Raw genomic sequence first — 16,413 nt, forward strand, 5'->3', positions numbered from 1 at the left:
CCTTCGAAAGAGCATCGGTGCGCCGATCGGTCCGCCGTGTTCTGGTCGCCATGAGGACCATCTTGACACATTTGGAACAGCGTTCCATGATCACTTGAAAGGAACTCGACACGATGACGACACCAGTCACTATCGTCGGCGCAGGCCTCGGCGGCCTCACTCTCGCCCGTGTGCTGCACCTCCACAACATCCCCACGACCATCTACGAGACCGATCCTTCGGCCGAGTCCCGAACGCAGGGCGGCCAACTCGATATCCACGAGCAGGATGGACAGCGTGCGCTCGAAGCAGCCGGACTCACCGACGAGTTCTATGCGATCATCCACGAGGGCGCAGACGCTGCACGCCTGCTCGACCAGCACGGCACCCTGCTCCTCGACATGCCCAGCAACGACTCGACGGCGCGCCCCGAAGTGCTCCGCGGAGACCTGCGCCGCATTTTGCTCGATTCCTTGCCCGACGGCACAGTCCAGTGGGGACGCAAGGTCGCGGATGTCCGGCCTCTCGGCGACGGCCGGCACCAACTGACTCTCTCCGACGGCGCACACGTGACGACGGGCCTCCTCGTCGGCGCCGACGGCGCCTGGTCGAAGATCCGCCCCCTACTCTCCGACGACACCCCCGAATACGCCGGCACCACATTCGTCGAGACCTACCTGTACGACGCCGACGAGAAGCATCCCGCGACGGCCGTGGCCGTCGGCCAGGGTGCCATGTATGCACTGACCCCGGGAAAGGGAATCGTCGCCCACCGCGAGTCGGGAAACATCCTCCACACCTACGTCGAGCTGAACCGCTCCGCAGAGTGGATCGCCGACATCGACTTCACCGACCCCGCCGCTGCGAGCGCCCGGATCGCGGCCGAGTTCGAAGGGTGGGCTCCGGAGCTCACAGCACTGATCACCGACGGCGAGACCCCTCCGACTGCGCGCATGATCCACACACTCCCGGACGGACACCGATGGGACCGCGTGCCCGGTGCGACGCTCCTCGGCGACGCCGCGCACCTCGTGCCGCCGTCCGGCGACGGCGCGAACCTGGCGATGTTCGACGGCGCCGAGCTCGGCAAGGCGATCGCCGCTCACCCCGACGACATCGAAGCTGCACTCACCTCCTACGAAGAGGCGCTCTTTCTGCGCAGCGATACTTACTACGCGGATGCGCACGAAATTTTGGATCTCTGCCTCGGCGACCGCGCACCGTTCGGATTCATCGAGGCCTTCAGCAGCACCCTCGAGTAGTGTCGTTCAGGTGCCGGAGTAGAAAGCAATGGTGCGATCGGCTCGTGCGCGTGCCGCATCCGGGTCGGTTCCCGCAGCCACATCGGCGTCGCACCAGCCGTTTCCCGTTTCCCGGACGTAGGCGAGCCCCTCGGGCGAGAGGGACCATTTCTCGAACTCGGCTGGATCGACCGAAGCACCCGAATCGAGGTGCAAGCCGAGACCGAGAAGTGCCTGATCCCAACCGATGCCGACGGCTCCCGGACCGTACGTTTCCCAGTGGTCGCCTTCGGGGTGAGCGATGTGCGCGAGTTCGAAGCGCGCGTACCCGCCCGGTTCGGGGATGACCGCGACCTCGATCCAACTCTTGCCACCGCCGAACTCCCAGGTCGCGGAGAAGGACTTCGGAGGGTCGCATGTGAGGACCTCACCGCCGGCATTGCCTTCGAGCTGGTATCGACCACCGACACGCAGTTCCCCGCTGATCGGCAGGAACCAGCGCGGGATTCGCTCGGGGTCGGTGCAGGCATCCCAGAGGTCGTCGGCGTCGGTGGGGTAACTCTGCGACACCGTCATGACGGCGGCGTCCTTGCCGTCGACGATGCGATGCCCGATCGTGCGACGCAGGGTCTCGGCCCTGGTCTTCACGTCTTTCATGATGTTCTCCTCGTTTCGTCGGCCGCAGTGCCGGGATGCATGCGACGCGCGCGTTTTCCGCGGGCGATCTCGGTGCCCAGCGCATCGAGCGCCGGAGCGGGGCGGGGCCTCAGCTGCGCCAGCCAGTCCTCGAGCTCCACGAGTGCCGCCGGATCCACCTCGTACATGCGATGGGTTCCCATTCGACGAACAGTCGTGAAACCATTGTCGCGCAGCACTTTCAGATGTTGCGACACCGCCGGTTGTGAGATTCCGTATTCGGATCCGACCACTGCAACGATATCGCCCGCCGAGGACTCACCCGCTGCAAGCAGCTCCAGAATCCGTCGCCGAACGGGATCTGCGAGTACTTCGAATCCGTGCACGTTGCCACTATATAAGTTGATGCTTATATTTGCAATGGAATGCCTCCCCGGAAACGCACTGCCCGTTTCGTCGCTTCTCCCTAGACTGGGGCAATGACCACGAAGCGCGCTTCCGAGGAGAAGATCGATCACACCAAGATCGAGAATCGGGCACCGTCGGTCGCCCGGCTGTTCATCGACCGCGTCACCGCGACACCGGACTCAGAAGCCTTCCGCTACCCCGACGGCAAGGACGGGTGGACGAGCACCACGTGGGAAGAGACGGGCGACAAGGTTCGTCTCCTCGCGGCCGGGCTGCTGTCGCTGGGACTCGGCCGCGAAGACCGTGTCGCGTTGGCGTCGTCGACCCGCTACGAATGGGTGCTGTCCGATCTCGCGGTGATGTGCGCCGGCGGCGCAACCACGACGGTGTATCCCACCACCCACGCACCGGATGTCGCGTTCATCGTGGCGAACTCAGGAAGCCGCGTCGTCATCGCAGAAGACCAGGCGCAGGTCGACAAGCTCCTTCAGCATCGCGGTGAGCTTCCGGATGTCGCCAAGGTCGTCGTGATCGACGGCCCGGGTGACGGCGACTGGGTGATCGGATTCGACGATCTCGCAGAACTCGGTCGGGCCCACCTCGCCGAGGATTCGAGTGTGGTGATCGACCGCATCCACGGCATCGAGCCGCATCACCTTGCGACCGTCATCTACACCTCCGGCACCACCGGCAAACCGAAGGGCGTGCGGCTGCCGCATTCCGCGTGGACCTACGAGGCGGCAGCAGTCGACTCCGTCGGCCTGCTCGGCTCCGACGATCTGCAGTACCTCTGGCTCCCCCTGTCACACGTGTTCGGCAAGGTTCTGTTGACGCTGCCTCTGCAGATGGGTTTCCCCACCGCTGTCGACGGGCGGGTCGACAAGATCGTCGAGAACCTCGCAGTCGTGCGCCCGACATTCATGGGTGCAGCACCCCGGATCTTCGAGAAGGCCCACGCGCGCGTCGAAGGGATGATGAAGGAAGAAGGCGGCATCAAGAAGACGCTCTTCGACTGGGCCATGGGGGTGGGCACCAGTGTGTCGAAGGCGCGTCAGGACGGCCGCTCGCCCGGCCTGTTCGACAAGGCGCAGCACACCATTGCCGACAAATTGGTGCTCTCGACCATCCGCGAACGATTCGGTGGCCGGTTGCGATTCTTCATTTCCGGCTCGGCGGCGCTGAACCCCGACGTCGCGCAGTGGTTCGATGCCGTCGGCATCCCCGTCCTCGAGGGCTACGGGCTGACGGAGACCTCCGCCGCGTCCTGCGTCAACCGCCCCGACGCCAACCGGCTCGGGACGGTGGGCTGGCCACTCCCCGGAACCGAGGTGAAGATCGCCGACGACGGTGAGGTCCTCATCAAGGGCCCGGGTGTACTGACCGGCTATCACGACCGTCCTGACGCGACCGCCGAAGCACTCGACTCCGACGGCTGGTTCCACACGGGCGATATCGGCAGCCTCGACGAAGAGGGCTACCTGCGGATCACCGATCGCAAGAAGGACATGTTCAAGACGTCGCAGGGTAAGTACGTCGCGCCGTCGGCGATCGCGGCGACGTTCAAGGGCATCTCCCCGTATGCGGCGGAGATCATCGTCCACGGTGAGGGCAAGCCGTACTGTGTCGCGCTGGTGGCACTCGACGCCGAGGCCGTCACCGAATGGGCGGGCAAGAACGGTCTCGACGGTCGGTCGTTCTCCGATATCGCACAGCACGACAGGACGCACGAGTTGATCTCGAAGGACATCGACTCACTCAACCTGCAGCTCAATCGATGGGAACAGATCAAGAAGTTCACGATCATCGAGCGCGAACTCACTGTGGAAGAGGGCGATCTGACGCCGAGCATGAAGCTGCGCAGGAAAGTGGTTGTGGATACATTCTCGGACAGCTTGATGCGTCTCTACGAGTGACACTCTATCCTCGACAATATGAGTAGCGCGCGACCTAATTTGCCCCAGAGAATCGGATACATGTTCGGTCGCACGTTGCCCGTCGAGATGCGCGAGTGGGTGTGTCAGGACATCGTCGGTCCGGGGGGATCCAGGCGTTACCTGCTGCGATGGATCCTGCCCATCGTCCCGCTCCTGCTCCTGTTCCTGCTGATTCCCGGCCCGGTCTGGATCCCGATGTCGATGATGCTGCTCCTGTTGCTGCCATGGATCTACTTCTCGGTCGCCCTCATGCCTATCTGGCAGGGTCAAGCCCCAGAAGGTGGTGTAGGACGGTGATCCCTTCTCCTGTCCTGACTATGCAGCAGGAATCGCGGCAGCAGGTTCCGTAACCACCTCCCCGACACTCTCCGGCGCGGTGCCCACAGCACGACAACGAGCCAGCACCTCGAGCCCGAGATACCGCCGGCCCTCCGCCCATTCATCGGTCTGCTCGGCCAGGACAGCACCGACCAACCGGACGACGGCGTCACGGTTGGGGAAGATCCCCACCGCATCGGTCCGACGCCGGATCTCTCGATTGAGACGCTCGGCAGGATTATTCGACCACACCTGAGTCCACACATCCTTCGGAAATACGCTGAACGACAACAGATCCGGGCGAGCATTACCCAGATGCTCAGCGACCGTCGGGAGCCGGTCCTCGGTGTACTCGACAAGACGATCGAACTGGGCATCGACCGCATCGGCGGTCGGCTGGTCGTAGACCGAGTGCAACATCGCTTTGACCGCCGGCCACATGCTCTTCGGACACACACTTATCAGGTTTGCCGCGTAGTGGGTCCGGCATCGCTGCCACGCAGTACCGGGCAGGTTCGCCGCGATCGCATCGACCAGACCACGGTGTGCATCGGAGGTGACCAACCGGACCCCGCTCAGGCCGCGGGCGACCAGGTCGGCGAAGAAGGTGTTCCATGCCGGACCGGTCTCGCTGGTGGCCACGTGCAGGCCCAGCACTTCGCGGTGCCCGTCGGCGTTGACTCCGGTGGCGACCATCGCGACTGCATTCACGACCTGCTTGTTCTCGCGGACTTTCATCGTCAATGCGTCGGCGGCGACGAACGTGAACGGGCCCGCGTGATCGAGTCGCCGTTGCCGGAACGCGGCGACCTGTTCGTCGAGGTCCTCGGCCATGCGTGAGACCTGGGACTTCGACAGTGCGTTGATACCGAGGGTTTTGACCAGCTTGTCCATCCGGCGGGTGGAGACCCCGGCCAGGTAGCAGTCGGCGACCACGGTGATCAATGCGGCCTCGGCGCGTTTACGGCGTTCGAGAAGCCATTCGGGGAAATACGTGCCGGATCGGAGTTTGGGGACGGCGACGTCGATGGTGCCGACACGGGTGTCGAGCGGACGGTGCCGGTATCCGTTGCGCTGATTGACTCGTTCGGTGGACTGTTGGCCCCATTCGGCGCCGCAGACCGCGTCGGCTTCGGCGGACAGCAGGGCGTTGATCATGGTTTGTAGCAGTTCACGCATCAGATCGGGAGACGCGTCGGTCAGGGCTTGGTGCAATACGCCCGCAGGGTCGACAATGTGGGGTGCGGTCATCGTGATGACTCCGTTCGAGGATTCTGTGGAAGGTTGACTCGAAGGATCACGCGGTGACCGTTTCACGTCCAGCAGCGACACGCTGTCGGTTGTGGTGCTGGTCACCGGGTTACACCACTCTATGGGGCACTACTTCTGGCAGCGTCATCGCCTCCAGCAACACGGCCTCGACCCCGCCCTCCTCGGCACGAAGGCCCGCGCCCGCGCGGACCGCGAACGCGCCGAATACGAGCGTCGGTTCGGCCGCTGAAGCCGACGCGCACTGCGACAACCCCGCGTCTGGCCACGCTGCTCGGCCCTGCCTTCGTCGCAGCCGTCGCGTACGTCGACCCCGGGAACGTCGCCGCCAACCTCACCGCCGGGGCCGGCTACGGGTACCTGCTGCTGTGGGTACTCGTCGTCGCGAACGCCATGGCGATCCTCGTCCAGTACCTGTCGGCCAAACTCGGCGTGGTCACCGGACGATCGCTCCCCGAACTACTCGGCGACCGGCTCCGAACCCCCTCGCGGCGCGCGTTCTGGATCCAGGCCGAGGTCATGGCCGTCGCCACCGACGTCGCCGAGGTCATCGGCGGCGCGATCGCTCTGCACCTGTTGTTCGGCCTTCCACTGTTCGTCGGCGGTCTCATCACCGGCGCCGTGTCGATGCTGATCCTGTCGGTACACAACCGTCGAGGTCAGCGCACCTTCGAATACGTCGTGGTGAGCATGCTGGCGATCATCACCATCGGGTTCCTGTGCGGTCTGCTGTTCACCGACATCTCCCCCGCCGACGCCGCCGCCGGTCTCGTGCCCCGGTTCGCAGGCACCGACACCGTCCTGCTCGCCGCGTCGATGCTCGGCGCCACCGTGATGCCGCACGCGATCTACCTGCACTCGGCCCTGTCGCGCGGACGACACGGCAAGGTCGAACCAGGACCGAAGCTCGACCGCGTCATGCGCGCCACGAGATGGGATGTGGCCGGAGGCCTGTTCGTCGCAGGCAGCGTCAACATCGGCATGCTGCTGCTCGCCGCGTCCGCCCTGCGCGACACTCCCGGCACCGACACCATCGAAGGCGCACACGCCGCGATCTCGGGGGCACTCGGTCCCGCCGTCGCAACGGTGTTCGCAATCGGGTTGCTCGCATCGGGGCTGGCGTCGACCGCGGTGGGTTCGGCCGCCGGCGCCGAGATCATGGCCGGCCTGCTGCACATCCGGATCCGGCCGTTCATCCGACGCGTGGTCGTGATGATTCCCGCCCTGATCCTGCTCGCCGTCGGTGTGGATCCGACGTTCGCACTCGTGCTCAGTCAGGTAGTGCTCAGCATGTGCATCCCGTTCGCGGTCGTTCCCCTCGTGCGGTTGACGTCCGACCCCGCTGTGATGGGCGGGATGCGCAACGCCCTGCCGGTCACTGCGGCGGCGTGGCTGACCGCAGGCCTCATCGTCGCGCTCAACGGCGCGCTGGTGTGGCTTACCGCAACCGGCAGCTGATCACGGCAGCGCCGGATTCAGGACAACACTTCGACGAGGGTGGTTGTCGAATCACCGGTCATGTACCGCTCGACACTGTCGAGATGACGACGCCAGAATGCTTGCGCCGCACCCGGTTCCCCCGTGCGCAACAGTTCGACGAGTTTATGGTTGGCACGCAGTGCGACGGCAGCACCCGGGCTGTCCCGCTCGGTCCGCGTCGACAGGTACAGCGCGTTGTGGGCGTCCATGATGTCGAGCAGCATGCTCGCGAGTGTCGACATCGTCCGATTGCCGCCGAGTTCCATGATCGTGCGGTTCACTTCGCTCACATATTTCACGAACGCGTGTGGATCGTCCACCACGTCCCCGCCATGTTCGACGACCTCGGCAAGTGTGTCGATGCGGTCGTCGGGATTCGCGGCGATCAACCCGACTGCTGCGACCTCGAGCTCGGTGCGCGCGCGGTACACGTCGGCAAGCGGAACACCGCGGTACTGCAAGAGCAGGCCCGCGTAGCGTGCAGCCGTCGATCCGTCGGGGGCCTGCACTCGGGCGCCCCCACGAGCACCGCGGAGCACGGTGATGATGCCTTCGGATTCGAGGATGCGGAACGCTTCACGCAGCGTCGGTCGCGACACACCGAATCGCTCCATGAGCGCAGCCTCGTTGGGCAACGGTTCACCTGCCTGGAGCTCACCCGTGATGATCTGCCGACGCAGGCTCGCAGCGATCAGCTCTCCGGCTTTCGGCACGCGCACAACTGCCGGGCGGGCGTCGAGAGGCATGTCACCGTCCTGTATCCGTCATGGTCGAAACCGGCCCGTAAGAATACAAGAATCTACCCAATTGCGGCGACGCAGGCTCGTGGTCGTCGTCACCATCGTCGAGCGGTGCACGCGCAGGGATTATTCTCTGCCCCATGAGCGAAGCCATCGAATTCACCGCGACCGCCGACCTCGCCGACGAGATCGGCCCGGACATCCGCAGCTGCGACACCCAGTTCATTCAGTTCGGTGGGCACGCCGAATTCGCCGGACCGATCACGACGATCCGTTGCTTCCAGGACAACCTGCTGGTCAAGCAGACCCTGTCGGAGCCGGGCAACGGTGGTGTCCTGGTGGTCGACGGCGACGCGAGCATCCACACCGCACTCGTCGGCGACATCATTGCCGGGCGCGGCGTCGACAACGGCTGGGCCGGGGTGATCGTCAACGGAGCCGTCCGCGACTCCGCGATTCTGCGCACCCTCGGCATCGGAGTCAAGGCGCTCGGCACGAACCCGCGCAAGAGCACCCAGACCGGGTCGGGTGAGAAGAACGTGCCGATCGAGATCGGTGGCGTGACGTTCAACCCCGGCGAGATCGTCTACAGCGACAGCGATGGTGTGGTCGTGCGCGCAGCGAACTGAGAGCCGCACACGGACGTCTGCGCAGGCAGGTCAGGTCGGCCTCATCTACGTCGCGCTACCACGAGGGCGCCCCAACCGAGCACAGCGCTCGCGGCCATCGCGACGGCCATGGGGACGGCGGTGGCCTCTCCCCACATACCCACAATCGGGGCAACGGCGGCAGCGAAAAGGAACTGCAGAGCTCCGAGCAGCGCCGAGCCTGTGCCGGCGGCGTGGCGGACCCGTTCGAGTGCGATCGCCGCGGCGTTGGCGATCACGAAACCGAGACTCGCGACGGAGCACCAGAGCAGAACCAGGGTTGCCCACAGTGCCGGTCCGACAAGTGCATCGACGACGAGGAGTGCGCCGAACACCACGAGCAGTCCGGTACCGAACTCGAGCAACTTCCGCGGACCGACTCGTTCGAGCAGTTTCGCGTTGACGATGTTGGCGGCGGTCAGGCCCACCGCGTTGAACGCGAAGGCAATCGTGTACCAACCGGTCGACAGCCCGTGGATGCCTTGCAGGACGAACGGCGACGCCGAAATGTAGGCGAAGAGAACGCCGAACGCAAAGGTGTGCGCCAACATGTTGCCCAGGAACACGCGGTCGCGCAGTACGGTACCCAGCTCACGTGCCATCGCGCCGATTCCGCCGGCCTTGCGCTTGTCGGCCGGGAGACTCTCGGGGACGAAGACGACGATGGCCACGAGCATCAGCACGCTCATCGCGGCGAGGAACCAGAACACCGCGCGCCAGCCGACCGACAGCACGATCGCACCACCGATCAACGGTGCAACGATCGGCGCGATGCCGCTGACCAGTACGAGCAGCCCGAACAGCTTTGCCGCGGCGACTCCGGCGACGCGATCGGCGACGACAGCGCGGCCCACGACGATCCCGGCGGCACCCGCGAAACCCTGCGCGAACCGCGACACGGCGAGCAGTTCGACGGTCGGGGCGAGTGCACACGCGACACTGGCGACGGCGCACACGAAGGTGCCCACGAGCATCGACGGCCGGCGACCGAACTTGTCGGACAGCGGCCCGATCACGAGGTTGCCGAGTGCCATACCGATGAGGAATGCGGTCAACGTCAACTGCACCGCCGACACGGTGGCACCGAACTCCTCACCGATCCCGGTGAAGCCGGGGAGGTACATGTCTACCGCGAGCGGCGCCAGCGCGGCGAGCAGTGCGAGTGTCGTGGTCATCGCCATCGGCAGCGAGCCGACGGATCTCCGGTCGGCTCCGTTCGCCTCGACGTCGGTCGCCCGCGTGTCGTCCGACGTCTCGGTGAGGCCGGGCGTGTCTGATCGTGCCAAGAAGAAACCCCACTCTTGTATGCAAATATATATCTGAATTTATATATAAATGTACGCGCTATCATGGATGGGTGTCCAATAGCGCGAACGACGAACCGATCACACGGCTCGCCGACAGCATCCGAACGCTCGTCTGGACGCTGCAACGATTCGGCGAACGGGAAGCCGGACTCACCGGCCTACCCCAGTCCGAGATCGAACTTCTCCGCGTCCTCTCCGACCACCCCGGCTACACGGTGTCGGACATCGCCCGCACGCTCGGACTGCAGAGCAGCAACGTCAGCGCTACCGTCCGCAGCCTCATCCAACGCGGACTGGTCACACGCACGACCAACCCCACCGACCGGCGCTCGCACACGCTGCACCGCACACCGCTGGCCGAACACAACGGCGAGAAGATCCGCGAGATGTGGATCAGCGGCGTCCGACGCCTCGTCGCCGACATGGATCCGGACGACGCGGCGGAGATCCTCGACGTGGCGCCCGCCCTCGAACGGCTGAAAGAAGGATTCTCAGGATCCTGACCCAGGGGCGTCTCAGTCGAAACGCGCGACCCGCGCGCTCATCCCGCCGATCTCGACGATGTCGCCGGTCTGCAACTGCCTGCCCCGACGCACCTCGACCTCACCGTTGACCGAGACGAGACCGTCGGCGATCACCTCTTTGGCCTCGGCACCCGACTCGATCAGGCTCGCCAGTTTCAAGAACTGACCGAGCCTGATCGAGTCGTCACGAATGGGGACATCGAACGCGTCGGACATGTTCGCCATTGTCACCCATCCCCTTACACGCACACTGGACGGGTGAGTACAGAAGTCGTCTGGTTCCGCCGTGATCTGCGGCTACATGATCTGCCCACCCTGTCGAGTGCCGCCGACGCACACCGTGTCGTCGCCCTCTTCGTGCTCGACGACACGCTTGCCACACCCGGGCCCCGCTCGACGTTTCTGCTGCGCTGTCTGCGTGCGCTCGACCACGACCTCGACGGTCGGCTGCTGGTCGTCCGCGGCGACCCGGCCGTCGTGGTACCGAGAGTCGCCCGAGAGTTCGATGCGCGGGCCGTACACGTCAGTGCGGACCACGCACCGTACGGATCACGCCGCGACCGAGCGGTCGAGACCGCGCTGGGCGATGTGTCGATGGTCCGGACGGGATCGCCCTACGCTGTCTCACCCGGGCGTGTGCTCAAGAACGACGGCACACCGTATCGGGTGTTCACGCCGTTCCGGCGGGCGTGGCTCGACCACGGGTGGCGATCACCCGCGAAGACCGATGCTTCCACCGCGGCGTGGCTGGACCCGGACGGGGCCGATCTGCGCGTCGAGATCCCGGACATCCCGCACGACACCGACGTCACATTGCCACCGGCCGGAGAGGACGCCGCACTGCGCCGGTGGCGAGAGTTCCTCGACGACGGGCTCGAACGATACGACACCGACCGCGACCGGCCCGATCTCGACGGCACGAGCCGCATGTCTGCCGCCCTCAAGTTCGGGTGCGTGCATCCCCGCACCCTCCTGCACGATCTGCGGGGCCGCTCCGACTCGGGCGCCACCACCTTCCGCAGCGAACTGTGCTGGCGTGACTTCTACGCCGACGTGCTTCACCATCGCCCCGACACCGCGTACCGCAACTACAACCAGCGCTTCGACGCCCTCCGCTACGACACGGGCACCGACGCCGAACGCGCCTTCGCCGCATGGCAGCAGGGCCGCACCGGATTCCCGATCGTCGACGCCGGCATGCGGCAACTGCTCACCGAAGGGTGGATGCACAACCGGCTGCGGATGATCGTCGCGTCGTTTCTCACCAAGGATCTGCACCTGCCGTGGTGGTGGGGCGCGCAGCACTTCATGACACACCTCGTCGACGGCGATCTCGCATCCAACCAGCACGGATGGCAGTGGACTGCCGGGTGCGGCACCGATGCCGCGCCCTACTTCCGCGTGTTCAACCCGACCTCGCAGGGAGAGAAGTTCGATCCGGCGGGTGATTACGTGCGCCGCTGGGTACCCGAACTGCGTGGCGTCGCGGGCAGGAATGTCCATCGGCTGCCGGACGGTCCGCCGGCCGGATATCCGGAACCGCTCGTCGATCACGCCCACGAACGGCAGGTTGCGCTGACACGATACGGAGAGATCTCCACCCGCCGATAACCCATCCGCCGATGGGCGGGGTCCGAATGAAGAGCAGGCGGAACACGATCCACGGAGGATTCATGGGTATCGAATACAGCAGCGTCGTCGAGGCGACCCGCGACGACGTGTTCGACTGGCACGCGAAGCGCGGCGCGATCCATCGGCTGCTTCCGCCGTGGCAACCCATGAGCGTCGTGTCCGAGGCCGACTCGCTCGCGGACGGCCGTGCCGTACTCGGCTTGCCCGGGGGCCTGCGCTGGATCGCCGATCACCAACCCGACGCCTACGATCCCCCGTCACGCTTCGTCGATGCACTCGGACACGACGGCGTGATGTCGCTGCCGGCCGGGCTGATCCGCTCCTGGCGCCACGACCACCGGTTCGAGGAGGTCGACAGGCACCGGACCCGAGTGACCGATCTCGTCGACACCCCGATCCCCGAGCGCCTGCTGCTCCAGACCTTCCGGTACCGGCACCGCCAACTCGCCGACGATCTCGCGAGCCACCGCTGGTCGCACGAACAGGGCGTGCGACCGGTGACCGTCGCGATCTCGGGCGCATCCGGGCTCATCGGTACGGCGCTGACCGCATTCCTGAGCACCGGCGGCTACCGCGTGATCCGCCTCGTGCGGCGTCCTGCACACGGCGAAGACGAGCGCCGCTGGGATCCCGTGTCACCCGCCCCCGACCTGTTCGAGGGAGTCGACGCCGTCGTGCATCTGGCCGGCGCGTCCATCGCCGGACGGTTCACCGAGTCGCACAAGGCCGCAATACGCGACAGCCGCATCGGGCCGACACGACGGCTCGCCGAATGCGCGGCCGGTACTGCGAACGGACCCGCCACGTTCGTGTGCGCGTCGGCCATCGGCCTGTACGGCTACAACCGGGGTGACGAGCCGCTCGACGAAAACTCCTCGGGTGGAGGGGGTTTCCTCACCGACGTGGTGACCGAGTGGGAAGCTGCCACCGCACCCGCCTCGGAAGGGGGACTGCGAGTGGTCAATGTGCGCACCGGCGTGGTGCAGACGCCGCGCGGCGGCACCCTGCAGCTGATGCGGCCCCTGTTCGCTGCGGGCCTGGGCGGGCGCCTGGGCAGCGGACGACAGTGGTTGTCGTGGATCGACCTCGACGACCTGCTCGACGTCTACCATCGCGCCCTGTACGACCCGGCACTGTCCGGTCCCGTCAACGCCGTCGCGCCGGACCCGGTACGCAACGACGAATACACGCGCGTTCTCGCAGGCGTGCTGCGTCGTCCGGCCGTGCTGCCGGTGCCCGGCTTCGGCCCGAAGCTGCTGCTCGGTGAGCAGGGTGCCCGCGAGCTGGCCACCGCAGACCAGTACGTCGTGCCCCGGCGCCTACTCGATGCGGGGCACACGTTCCGCCGCGCCTCCCTCGAGGATTGCCTGCGCCATCAGCTCGGGCACCTGTTGGCGGCGTCATGACCGATACAGGCCGCGCCCACTCGCCCGGGCGACCGCTGCACATCCTCGTGACGGGCGCGACCGGATACATCGGCGGCCGACTCGCACCTCGCCTCGTCGCAGCGGGCCACCGTGTGCGGGTTCTCGCGCGCAGTCCCGACAAACTCCGCGACGTGCCGTGGGCCGACGACGTCGAGGTGCTGCGCGGCGACCTCGACGATCCCGAATCGATCGAGCGAGCATGCCGGGACATCGATGTCGTCTACTACCTGGTGCATTCGATGGGTGGTCGCAGCGAGTTCCTCGACGCCGAACGACGCGCGGCGAACCACGTCGCCGTAGCAGCCCGCAGCGCCGACGTCGGCAGGATCGTCTATCTCGGTGGTCTGCACCCGAAGTCCGCGAAGTTGTCGACACACCTGAGATCGCGGGCGCAGGTCGGGCAGATCCTGCTCGAGTCCGAGGTGCCGACGCTGGTGTTCCAGGCCGGAGTGGTGATCGGTTCGGGATCGGCATCATTCGAGATGATCCGCCATCTGAGCAATCGTCTGCCGGTGATGACGACACCCCGCTGGGTGAACAACCGGATCCAGCCGATTGCGATCCGCGACGTGCTGCACTACCTGGTGGCGGCAGCAACGGCCCCGCTGCCGCGCAGTCGCATCTACGACATCGGTGGGCCCGACGTGCTGCGGTACGGGGAGATGATGCAGGTCTACGCAGACGTTGCAGGGTTGCATCGTCGCAGGATCCTGGTCCTTCCGGTTCTCACACCGAAACTGGCAGGCCTGTGGATCGGGCTGGTCACACCGATCCCACCGTCCCTGGGTCGCTCCCTGATCGAATCCCTGGGAAACGATGCGGTGATGGACGATCACGACGTCGACGAGGTGATCGCGCCACCGTCCGAGGGACTCACCGGGTACCGCGACGCCGTGCGGCTGGCACTGGGGCGCATCGAGCGCGGCGAGGTGGAAACCTCGTGGGCGAACGCGTCACCGGTGGGGGCGCCCGCGGATCCCTTGCCATCGGACCCGGACTGGGCCGGAGAGGCCGTCTTCGTCGACGAGCGCAGCCTCGACTGCGACACCGACGCGACCGCAGTGTGGGAGGTGGTGGAGGGAATAGGCGGCGAGAACGGGTGGTACTCGTTCCCGTTGGCGTGGACGATTCGCGGCTGGCTCGATCGTTTCGTGGGCGGAGTCGGGCTGGCCCGTGGACGGCGGAACCCCCGCACCCTGCACACCGGCGACGCACTCGATTTCTGGAGGGTCGAGCGCATCGACCGCCCGGAGTTGCTGCGGTTGCGTGCGGAAATGCTCGCGCCGGGCGGGGCGTGGCTCGAATGGCGGCTCGAACCCCTCGGTCCCGACCGCACCCGGCTACACCAGCGCGCGATCTTCTTCCCGAAAGGTCTTGCCGGCAGGCTGTACTGGTACTCGCTGCTGCCGTTCCACGGAGTCATCTTCGCCGGCATGCTCGAGAACATCGCGGGAACAGCGCGGAAGGACCGGTGACGATCGTCGCCACCGGTCTTCCGGGTCTCGATCCGCTCAGCTCACACAGTGCAGAGCGGTTTGATCTCCTGTAGTCCTTCCGTGGTCGGCGACGTGAGCATCAGACACGAGTTGTAACCCTGTGCCTCCACCACTGCGCGGATCGCCTGCCAGCTCTCCGCATCCACGACCGGCGACCGCGACAGCACGAACCCGGAAAGCCGGTTCGGATCGCCGACCAGCGCCCACGAGTAGTCGTCCGCGAGATACGCGACGACATAGTTGCTCGGGCCGTCGAGCGAATCCTGTGACGGCACACCGGGGAACGACACATGAAGTGCCGCGGTGTCGTTGACACGGGCATTGCCCACGATGCCCCGTCGTTCACCGGCGACGGTGGTGCACGAATTCTCTACGCGGATATTCTGCTCGTCGATCAGCGTGTAGTTCGCGGTGGTGTCGCGCACACAGTCGAGATTGAACGGCGCCGGATTGGCGGCCAATTGGTACCAGTCGCCCAGGTAACGGCTCACATCGAGCTGCGGAACCGGACTCAGTGGCGCGGCCTGAGCGGGCGCCGCCACCAGCGTCGAGCCCGCTGCGGCGAGAAGCGCCGCAGCGAGGCCGATGATCGTCTTTCTCACGAGATATCCCTTCTTCGGCCGAGGCCAGAGCTACTGCAGTATCCGGACTACTGCGGCATCAGGACACCGTCGATCAGGTAGACGGTCGCGTTCGCTGTTTCGATGCCACCGCAGATCACGTTGGCGTCGTTGACCGTCCACTCGTCGCCGGAGCCCGCGACCTCGACGCTGCCGCCCTGAACGGTGGTCTGCTCGCCGGCGATATCGGCGGGCGCGATCTGACCGGGGACCACGTGGTAGGTGAGGACATCGGTCAGCAGTGCCGAATCGGTCTTCAACGTCTCGATGGTCGCGGGATCGACCAACGCGAAGGCGTCGTCCACCGGCGCGAACACCGTGAACTCGCCGCCGTTGAGCGTGTCGACGAGGTTCACGTCCGGGTTGAGCTGCCCGGAGACCGCCGCAGTGAGCGTGGTGAGCATCGGGTTGTTCGATGCTGCAGTGGTCACGTTCTCCTGCGCCATCCCTTCGACCGAACCGGGGCCCGTCGGCACCTGTTCTGCGTAGGCGGCGCATCCGGGCCCGACGAGGCCTGCCGGCATTGCCGCGGCGGACTCGGTCGTCTCCATCGGTGCGGTGGTTTCGGTCATGGTGCTGGTGGTCGTATCCATCGTGGTGTCGGAGCTGTCGTCCGACGTGCAGGCGGAGATGCTCAGTACCGCCGCAGCGCCGATACCGATAAGTGCCAAGCTCTTACGTGTCCGATTCGCCATCGTCTCGTTCCCTTCGGTACGCGCGGTCCTCGAACCGCGTCGATGAGGTGTGTCGGAGAGT

The 16,413-nt window shown here is 65.9% G+C and carries 18 protein-coding genes; 10 read left to right on the plus strand and 8 right to left on the minus strand.

From position 1 onward, the window contains the following. Nucleotides 1-113: 113 nt before the first annotated feature. Nucleotides 114-1,241 (plus strand): FAD-dependent oxidoreductase, encoded by a 1,128-nt coding sequence (locus tag ACZ46K_RS03875; protein WP_464746764.1) that lies wholly within the window; start codon nucleotides 114-116, stop codon nucleotides 1,239-1,241. A gap of 6 nt (nucleotides 1,242-1,247) precedes the next feature. On the opposite strand, the gene ACZ46K_RS03880 is transcribed toward ACZ46K_RS03875, so the two are convergent. Together ACZ46K_RS03880 and ACZ46K_RS03885 are read right to left on the minus strand one after the other, a co-directional pair. Further along, the gene (locus ACZ46K_RS03880) at nucleotides 1,248-1,877 is read right to left on the minus strand and encodes an SRPBCC family protein (protein WP_464746766.1); all 630 of its coding nucleotides are present in this window, start codon (nucleotides 1,875-1,877) and stop codon (nucleotides 1,248-1,250) included. Then, the gene (locus tag ACZ46K_RS03885; protein ID WP_054807186.1) at nucleotides 1,874-2,242 is read right to left on the minus strand and encodes a metalloregulator ArsR/SmtB family transcription factor; all 369 of its coding nucleotides are present in this window, start codon (nucleotides 2,240-2,242) and stop codon (nucleotides 1,874-1,876) included. Before ACZ46K_RS03885 ends, ACZ46K_RS03880 begins: the two co-directional genes overlap by 4 nt. 93 nt (nucleotides 2,243-2,335) lie before the next feature. On the opposite strand from ACZ46K_RS03885, the gene ACZ46K_RS03890 reads away from it, so the two are divergent. Both ACZ46K_RS03890 and ACZ46K_RS03895 read left to right on the plus strand, forming a co-directional pair. After that, nucleotides 2,336-4,177, plus strand: a complete 1,842-nt coding sequence (locus ACZ46K_RS03890) for an AMP-dependent synthetase/ligase (protein ID WP_464746768.1) — start codon at nucleotides 2,336-2,338, stop codon at nucleotides 4,175-4,177. A gap of 18 nt (nucleotides 4,178-4,195) precedes the next feature. Continuing rightward, a complete protein-coding gene (locus ACZ46K_RS03895) occupies nucleotides 4,196-4,495 on the plus strand; it encodes a DUF5313 family protein (protein ID WP_464746770.1) in 300 nt (99 codons plus the stop codon). Between the two features lie 18 nt (nucleotides 4,496-4,513). Here the strand turns inward: ACZ46K_RS03895 and ACZ46K_RS03900 are convergent, their stop codons facing one another. Beyond that, nucleotides 4,514-5,767 (minus strand): IS256 family transposase, encoded by a 1,254-nt coding sequence (locus ACZ46K_RS03900; protein WP_054811053.1) that lies wholly within the window; start codon nucleotides 5,765-5,767, stop codon nucleotides 4,514-4,516. 121 nt (nucleotides 5,768-5,888) lie between these two features. Between ACZ46K_RS03900 and ACZ46K_RS03905 the strand changes: the two genes are divergently transcribed. Together ACZ46K_RS03905 and ACZ46K_RS03910 are read left to right on the plus strand one after the other, a co-directional pair. Further along, the gene (locus ACZ46K_RS03905) at nucleotides 5,889-6,017 is read left to right on the plus strand and encodes a hypothetical protein (protein ID WP_464746772.1); all 129 of its coding nucleotides are present in this window, start codon (nucleotides 5,889-5,891) and stop codon (nucleotides 6,015-6,017) included. Further along, on the plus strand, nucleotides 5,993-7,243 hold the full coding sequence (locus ACZ46K_RS03910) for an Nramp family divalent metal transporter (RefSeq protein WP_464749231.1): 1,251 nt from the start codon (nucleotides 5,993-5,995) through the stop codon (nucleotides 7,241-7,243). The genes ACZ46K_RS03905 and ACZ46K_RS03910 overlap by 25 nt, the downstream gene beginning before the upstream one ends. 17 nt (nucleotides 7,244-7,260) lie before the next feature. On the opposite strand, the gene ACZ46K_RS03915 is transcribed toward ACZ46K_RS03910, so the two are convergent. After that, complete coding sequence (locus ACZ46K_RS03915; RefSeq protein ID WP_054807184.1) at nucleotides 7,261-8,010, minus strand: FadR/GntR family transcriptional regulator; 750 nt, start codon at nucleotides 8,008-8,010, stop codon at nucleotides 7,261-7,263. Nucleotides 8,011-8,144: 134 nt separating this feature from the next. Between ACZ46K_RS03915 and rraA the strand changes: the two genes are divergently transcribed. Continuing rightward, nucleotides 8,145-8,633, plus strand: coding sequence for a ribonuclease E activity regulator RraA (rraA, locus tag ACZ46K_RS03920; protein ID WP_054807183.1), 489 nt, complete (start codon nucleotides 8,145-8,147; stop codon nucleotides 8,631-8,633). Between the two features lie 41 nt (nucleotides 8,634-8,674). Here rraA and ACZ46K_RS03925 read toward each other — a convergent pair whose 3' ends face one another. Further along, a complete protein-coding gene (locus tag ACZ46K_RS03925) occupies nucleotides 8,675-9,937 on the minus strand; it encodes a multidrug effflux MFS transporter (protein WP_464746774.1) in 1,263 nt (420 codons plus the stop codon). Nucleotides 9,938-10,008: 71 nt separating this feature from the next. On the opposite strand from ACZ46K_RS03925, the gene ACZ46K_RS03930 reads away from it, so the two are divergent. After that, a complete protein-coding gene (locus ACZ46K_RS03930; protein ID WP_054807690.1) occupies nucleotides 10,009-10,461 on the plus strand; it encodes a MarR family winged helix-turn-helix transcriptional regulator in 453 nt (150 codons plus the stop codon). Between the two features lie 12 nt (nucleotides 10,462-10,473). Here the strand turns inward: ACZ46K_RS03930 and ACZ46K_RS03935 are convergent, their stop codons facing one another. Next, complete coding sequence (locus ACZ46K_RS03935; protein ID WP_054807691.1) at nucleotides 10,474-10,698, minus strand: RNA-binding S4 domain-containing protein; 225 nt, start codon at nucleotides 10,696-10,698, stop codon at nucleotides 10,474-10,476. A 42-nt stretch (nucleotides 10,699-10,740) separates the two neighbouring features. On the opposite strand from ACZ46K_RS03935, the gene ACZ46K_RS03940 reads away from it, so the two are divergent. From ACZ46K_RS03940 to ACZ46K_RS03950, 3 genes are all read left to right on the plus strand, one after another. Continuing rightward, nucleotides 10,741-12,093, plus strand: coding sequence for a cryptochrome/photolyase family protein (locus ACZ46K_RS03940; protein WP_464746776.1), 1,353 nt, complete (start codon nucleotides 10,741-10,743; stop codon nucleotides 12,091-12,093). A 62-nt stretch (nucleotides 12,094-12,155) separates the two neighbouring features. Further along, nucleotides 12,156-13,520 carry a TIGR01777 family oxidoreductase gene (locus tag ACZ46K_RS03945; protein WP_464746778.1) on the plus strand — a complete coding sequence of 455 codons (1,365 nt, stop codon included), beginning with the start codon at nucleotides 12,156-12,158 and terminating at the stop codon, nucleotides 13,518-13,520. Continuing rightward, nucleotides 13,517-15,016, plus strand: coding sequence for an SDR family oxidoreductase (locus ACZ46K_RS03950; protein ID WP_464746780.1), 1,500 nt, complete (start codon nucleotides 13,517-13,519; stop codon nucleotides 15,014-15,016). The genes ACZ46K_RS03945 and ACZ46K_RS03950 overlap by 4 nt, the downstream gene beginning before the upstream one ends. Before the next feature lie 41 nt (nucleotides 15,017-15,057). On the opposite strand, the gene ACZ46K_RS03955 is transcribed toward ACZ46K_RS03950, so the two are convergent. After that, nucleotides 15,058-15,639, minus strand: coding sequence for a lipocalin family protein (locus ACZ46K_RS03955; protein WP_054807744.1), 582 nt, complete (start codon nucleotides 15,637-15,639; stop codon nucleotides 15,058-15,060). Nucleotides 15,640-15,686: 47 nt separating this feature from the next. Further along, on the minus strand, nucleotides 15,687-16,352 hold the full coding sequence (locus ACZ46K_RS03960; RefSeq protein WP_054810829.1) for a fasciclin domain-containing protein: 666 nt from the start codon (nucleotides 16,350-16,352) through the stop codon (nucleotides 15,687-15,689). Nucleotides 16,353-16,413: the final 61 nt, after the last annotated feature.

The organism is Rhodococcus sp. JCM 9793 (assembly GCF_055380405.1).

Bases quoted from the DNA above. Each gene is read 5' to 3' on its own strand.
- ACZ46K_RS03900 (WP_054811053.1), bottom strand. From the start codon at position 5,767: ATGACCGCACCCCACATTGTCGACCCTGCGGGCGTATTGCACCAAGCC.
- ACZ46K_RS03890 (WP_464746768.1), top strand. From the start codon at position 2,336: ATGACCACGAAGCGCGCTTCCGAGGAGAAGATCGATCACACCAAGATC.
- rraA (WP_054807183.1), top strand. From the start codon at position 8,145: ATGAGCGAAGCCATCGAATTCACCGCGACCGCCGACCTCGCCGACGAG.
- ACZ46K_RS03935 (WP_054807691.1), bottom strand. From the start codon at position 10,698: ATGTCCGACGCGTTCGATGTCCCCATTCGTGACGACTCGATCAGGCTC.
- ACZ46K_RS03915 (WP_054807184.1), bottom strand. From the start codon at position 8,010: ATGCCTCTCGACGCCCGCCCGGCAGTTGTGCGCGTGCCGAAAGCCGGA.
- ACZ46K_RS03905 (WP_464746772.1), top strand. From the start codon at position 5,889: ATGGGGCACTACTTCTGGCAGCGTCATCGCCTCCAGCAACACGGCCTC.
- ACZ46K_RS03945 (WP_464746778.1), top strand. From the start codon at position 12,156: ATGGGTATCGAATACAGCAGCGTCGTCGAGGCGACCCGCGACGACGTG.
- ACZ46K_RS03880 (WP_464746766.1), bottom strand. From the start codon at position 1,877: ATGAAAGACGTGAAGACCAGGGCCGAGACCCTGCGTCGCACGATCGGG.
- ACZ46K_RS03950 (WP_464746780.1), top strand. From the start codon at position 13,517: ATGACCGATACAGGCCGCGCCCACTCGCCCGGGCGACCGCTGCACATC.
- ACZ46K_RS03960 (WP_054810829.1), bottom strand. From the start codon at position 16,352: ATGGCGAATCGGACACGTAAGAGCTTGGCACTTATCGGTATCGGCGCT.
- ACZ46K_RS03875 (WP_464746764.1), top strand. From the start codon at position 114: ATGACGACACCAGTCACTATCGTCGGCGCAGGCCTCGGCGGCCTCACT.
- ACZ46K_RS03895 (WP_464746770.1), top strand. From the start codon at position 4,196: ATGAGTAGCGCGCGACCTAATTTGCCCCAGAGAATCGGATACATGTTC.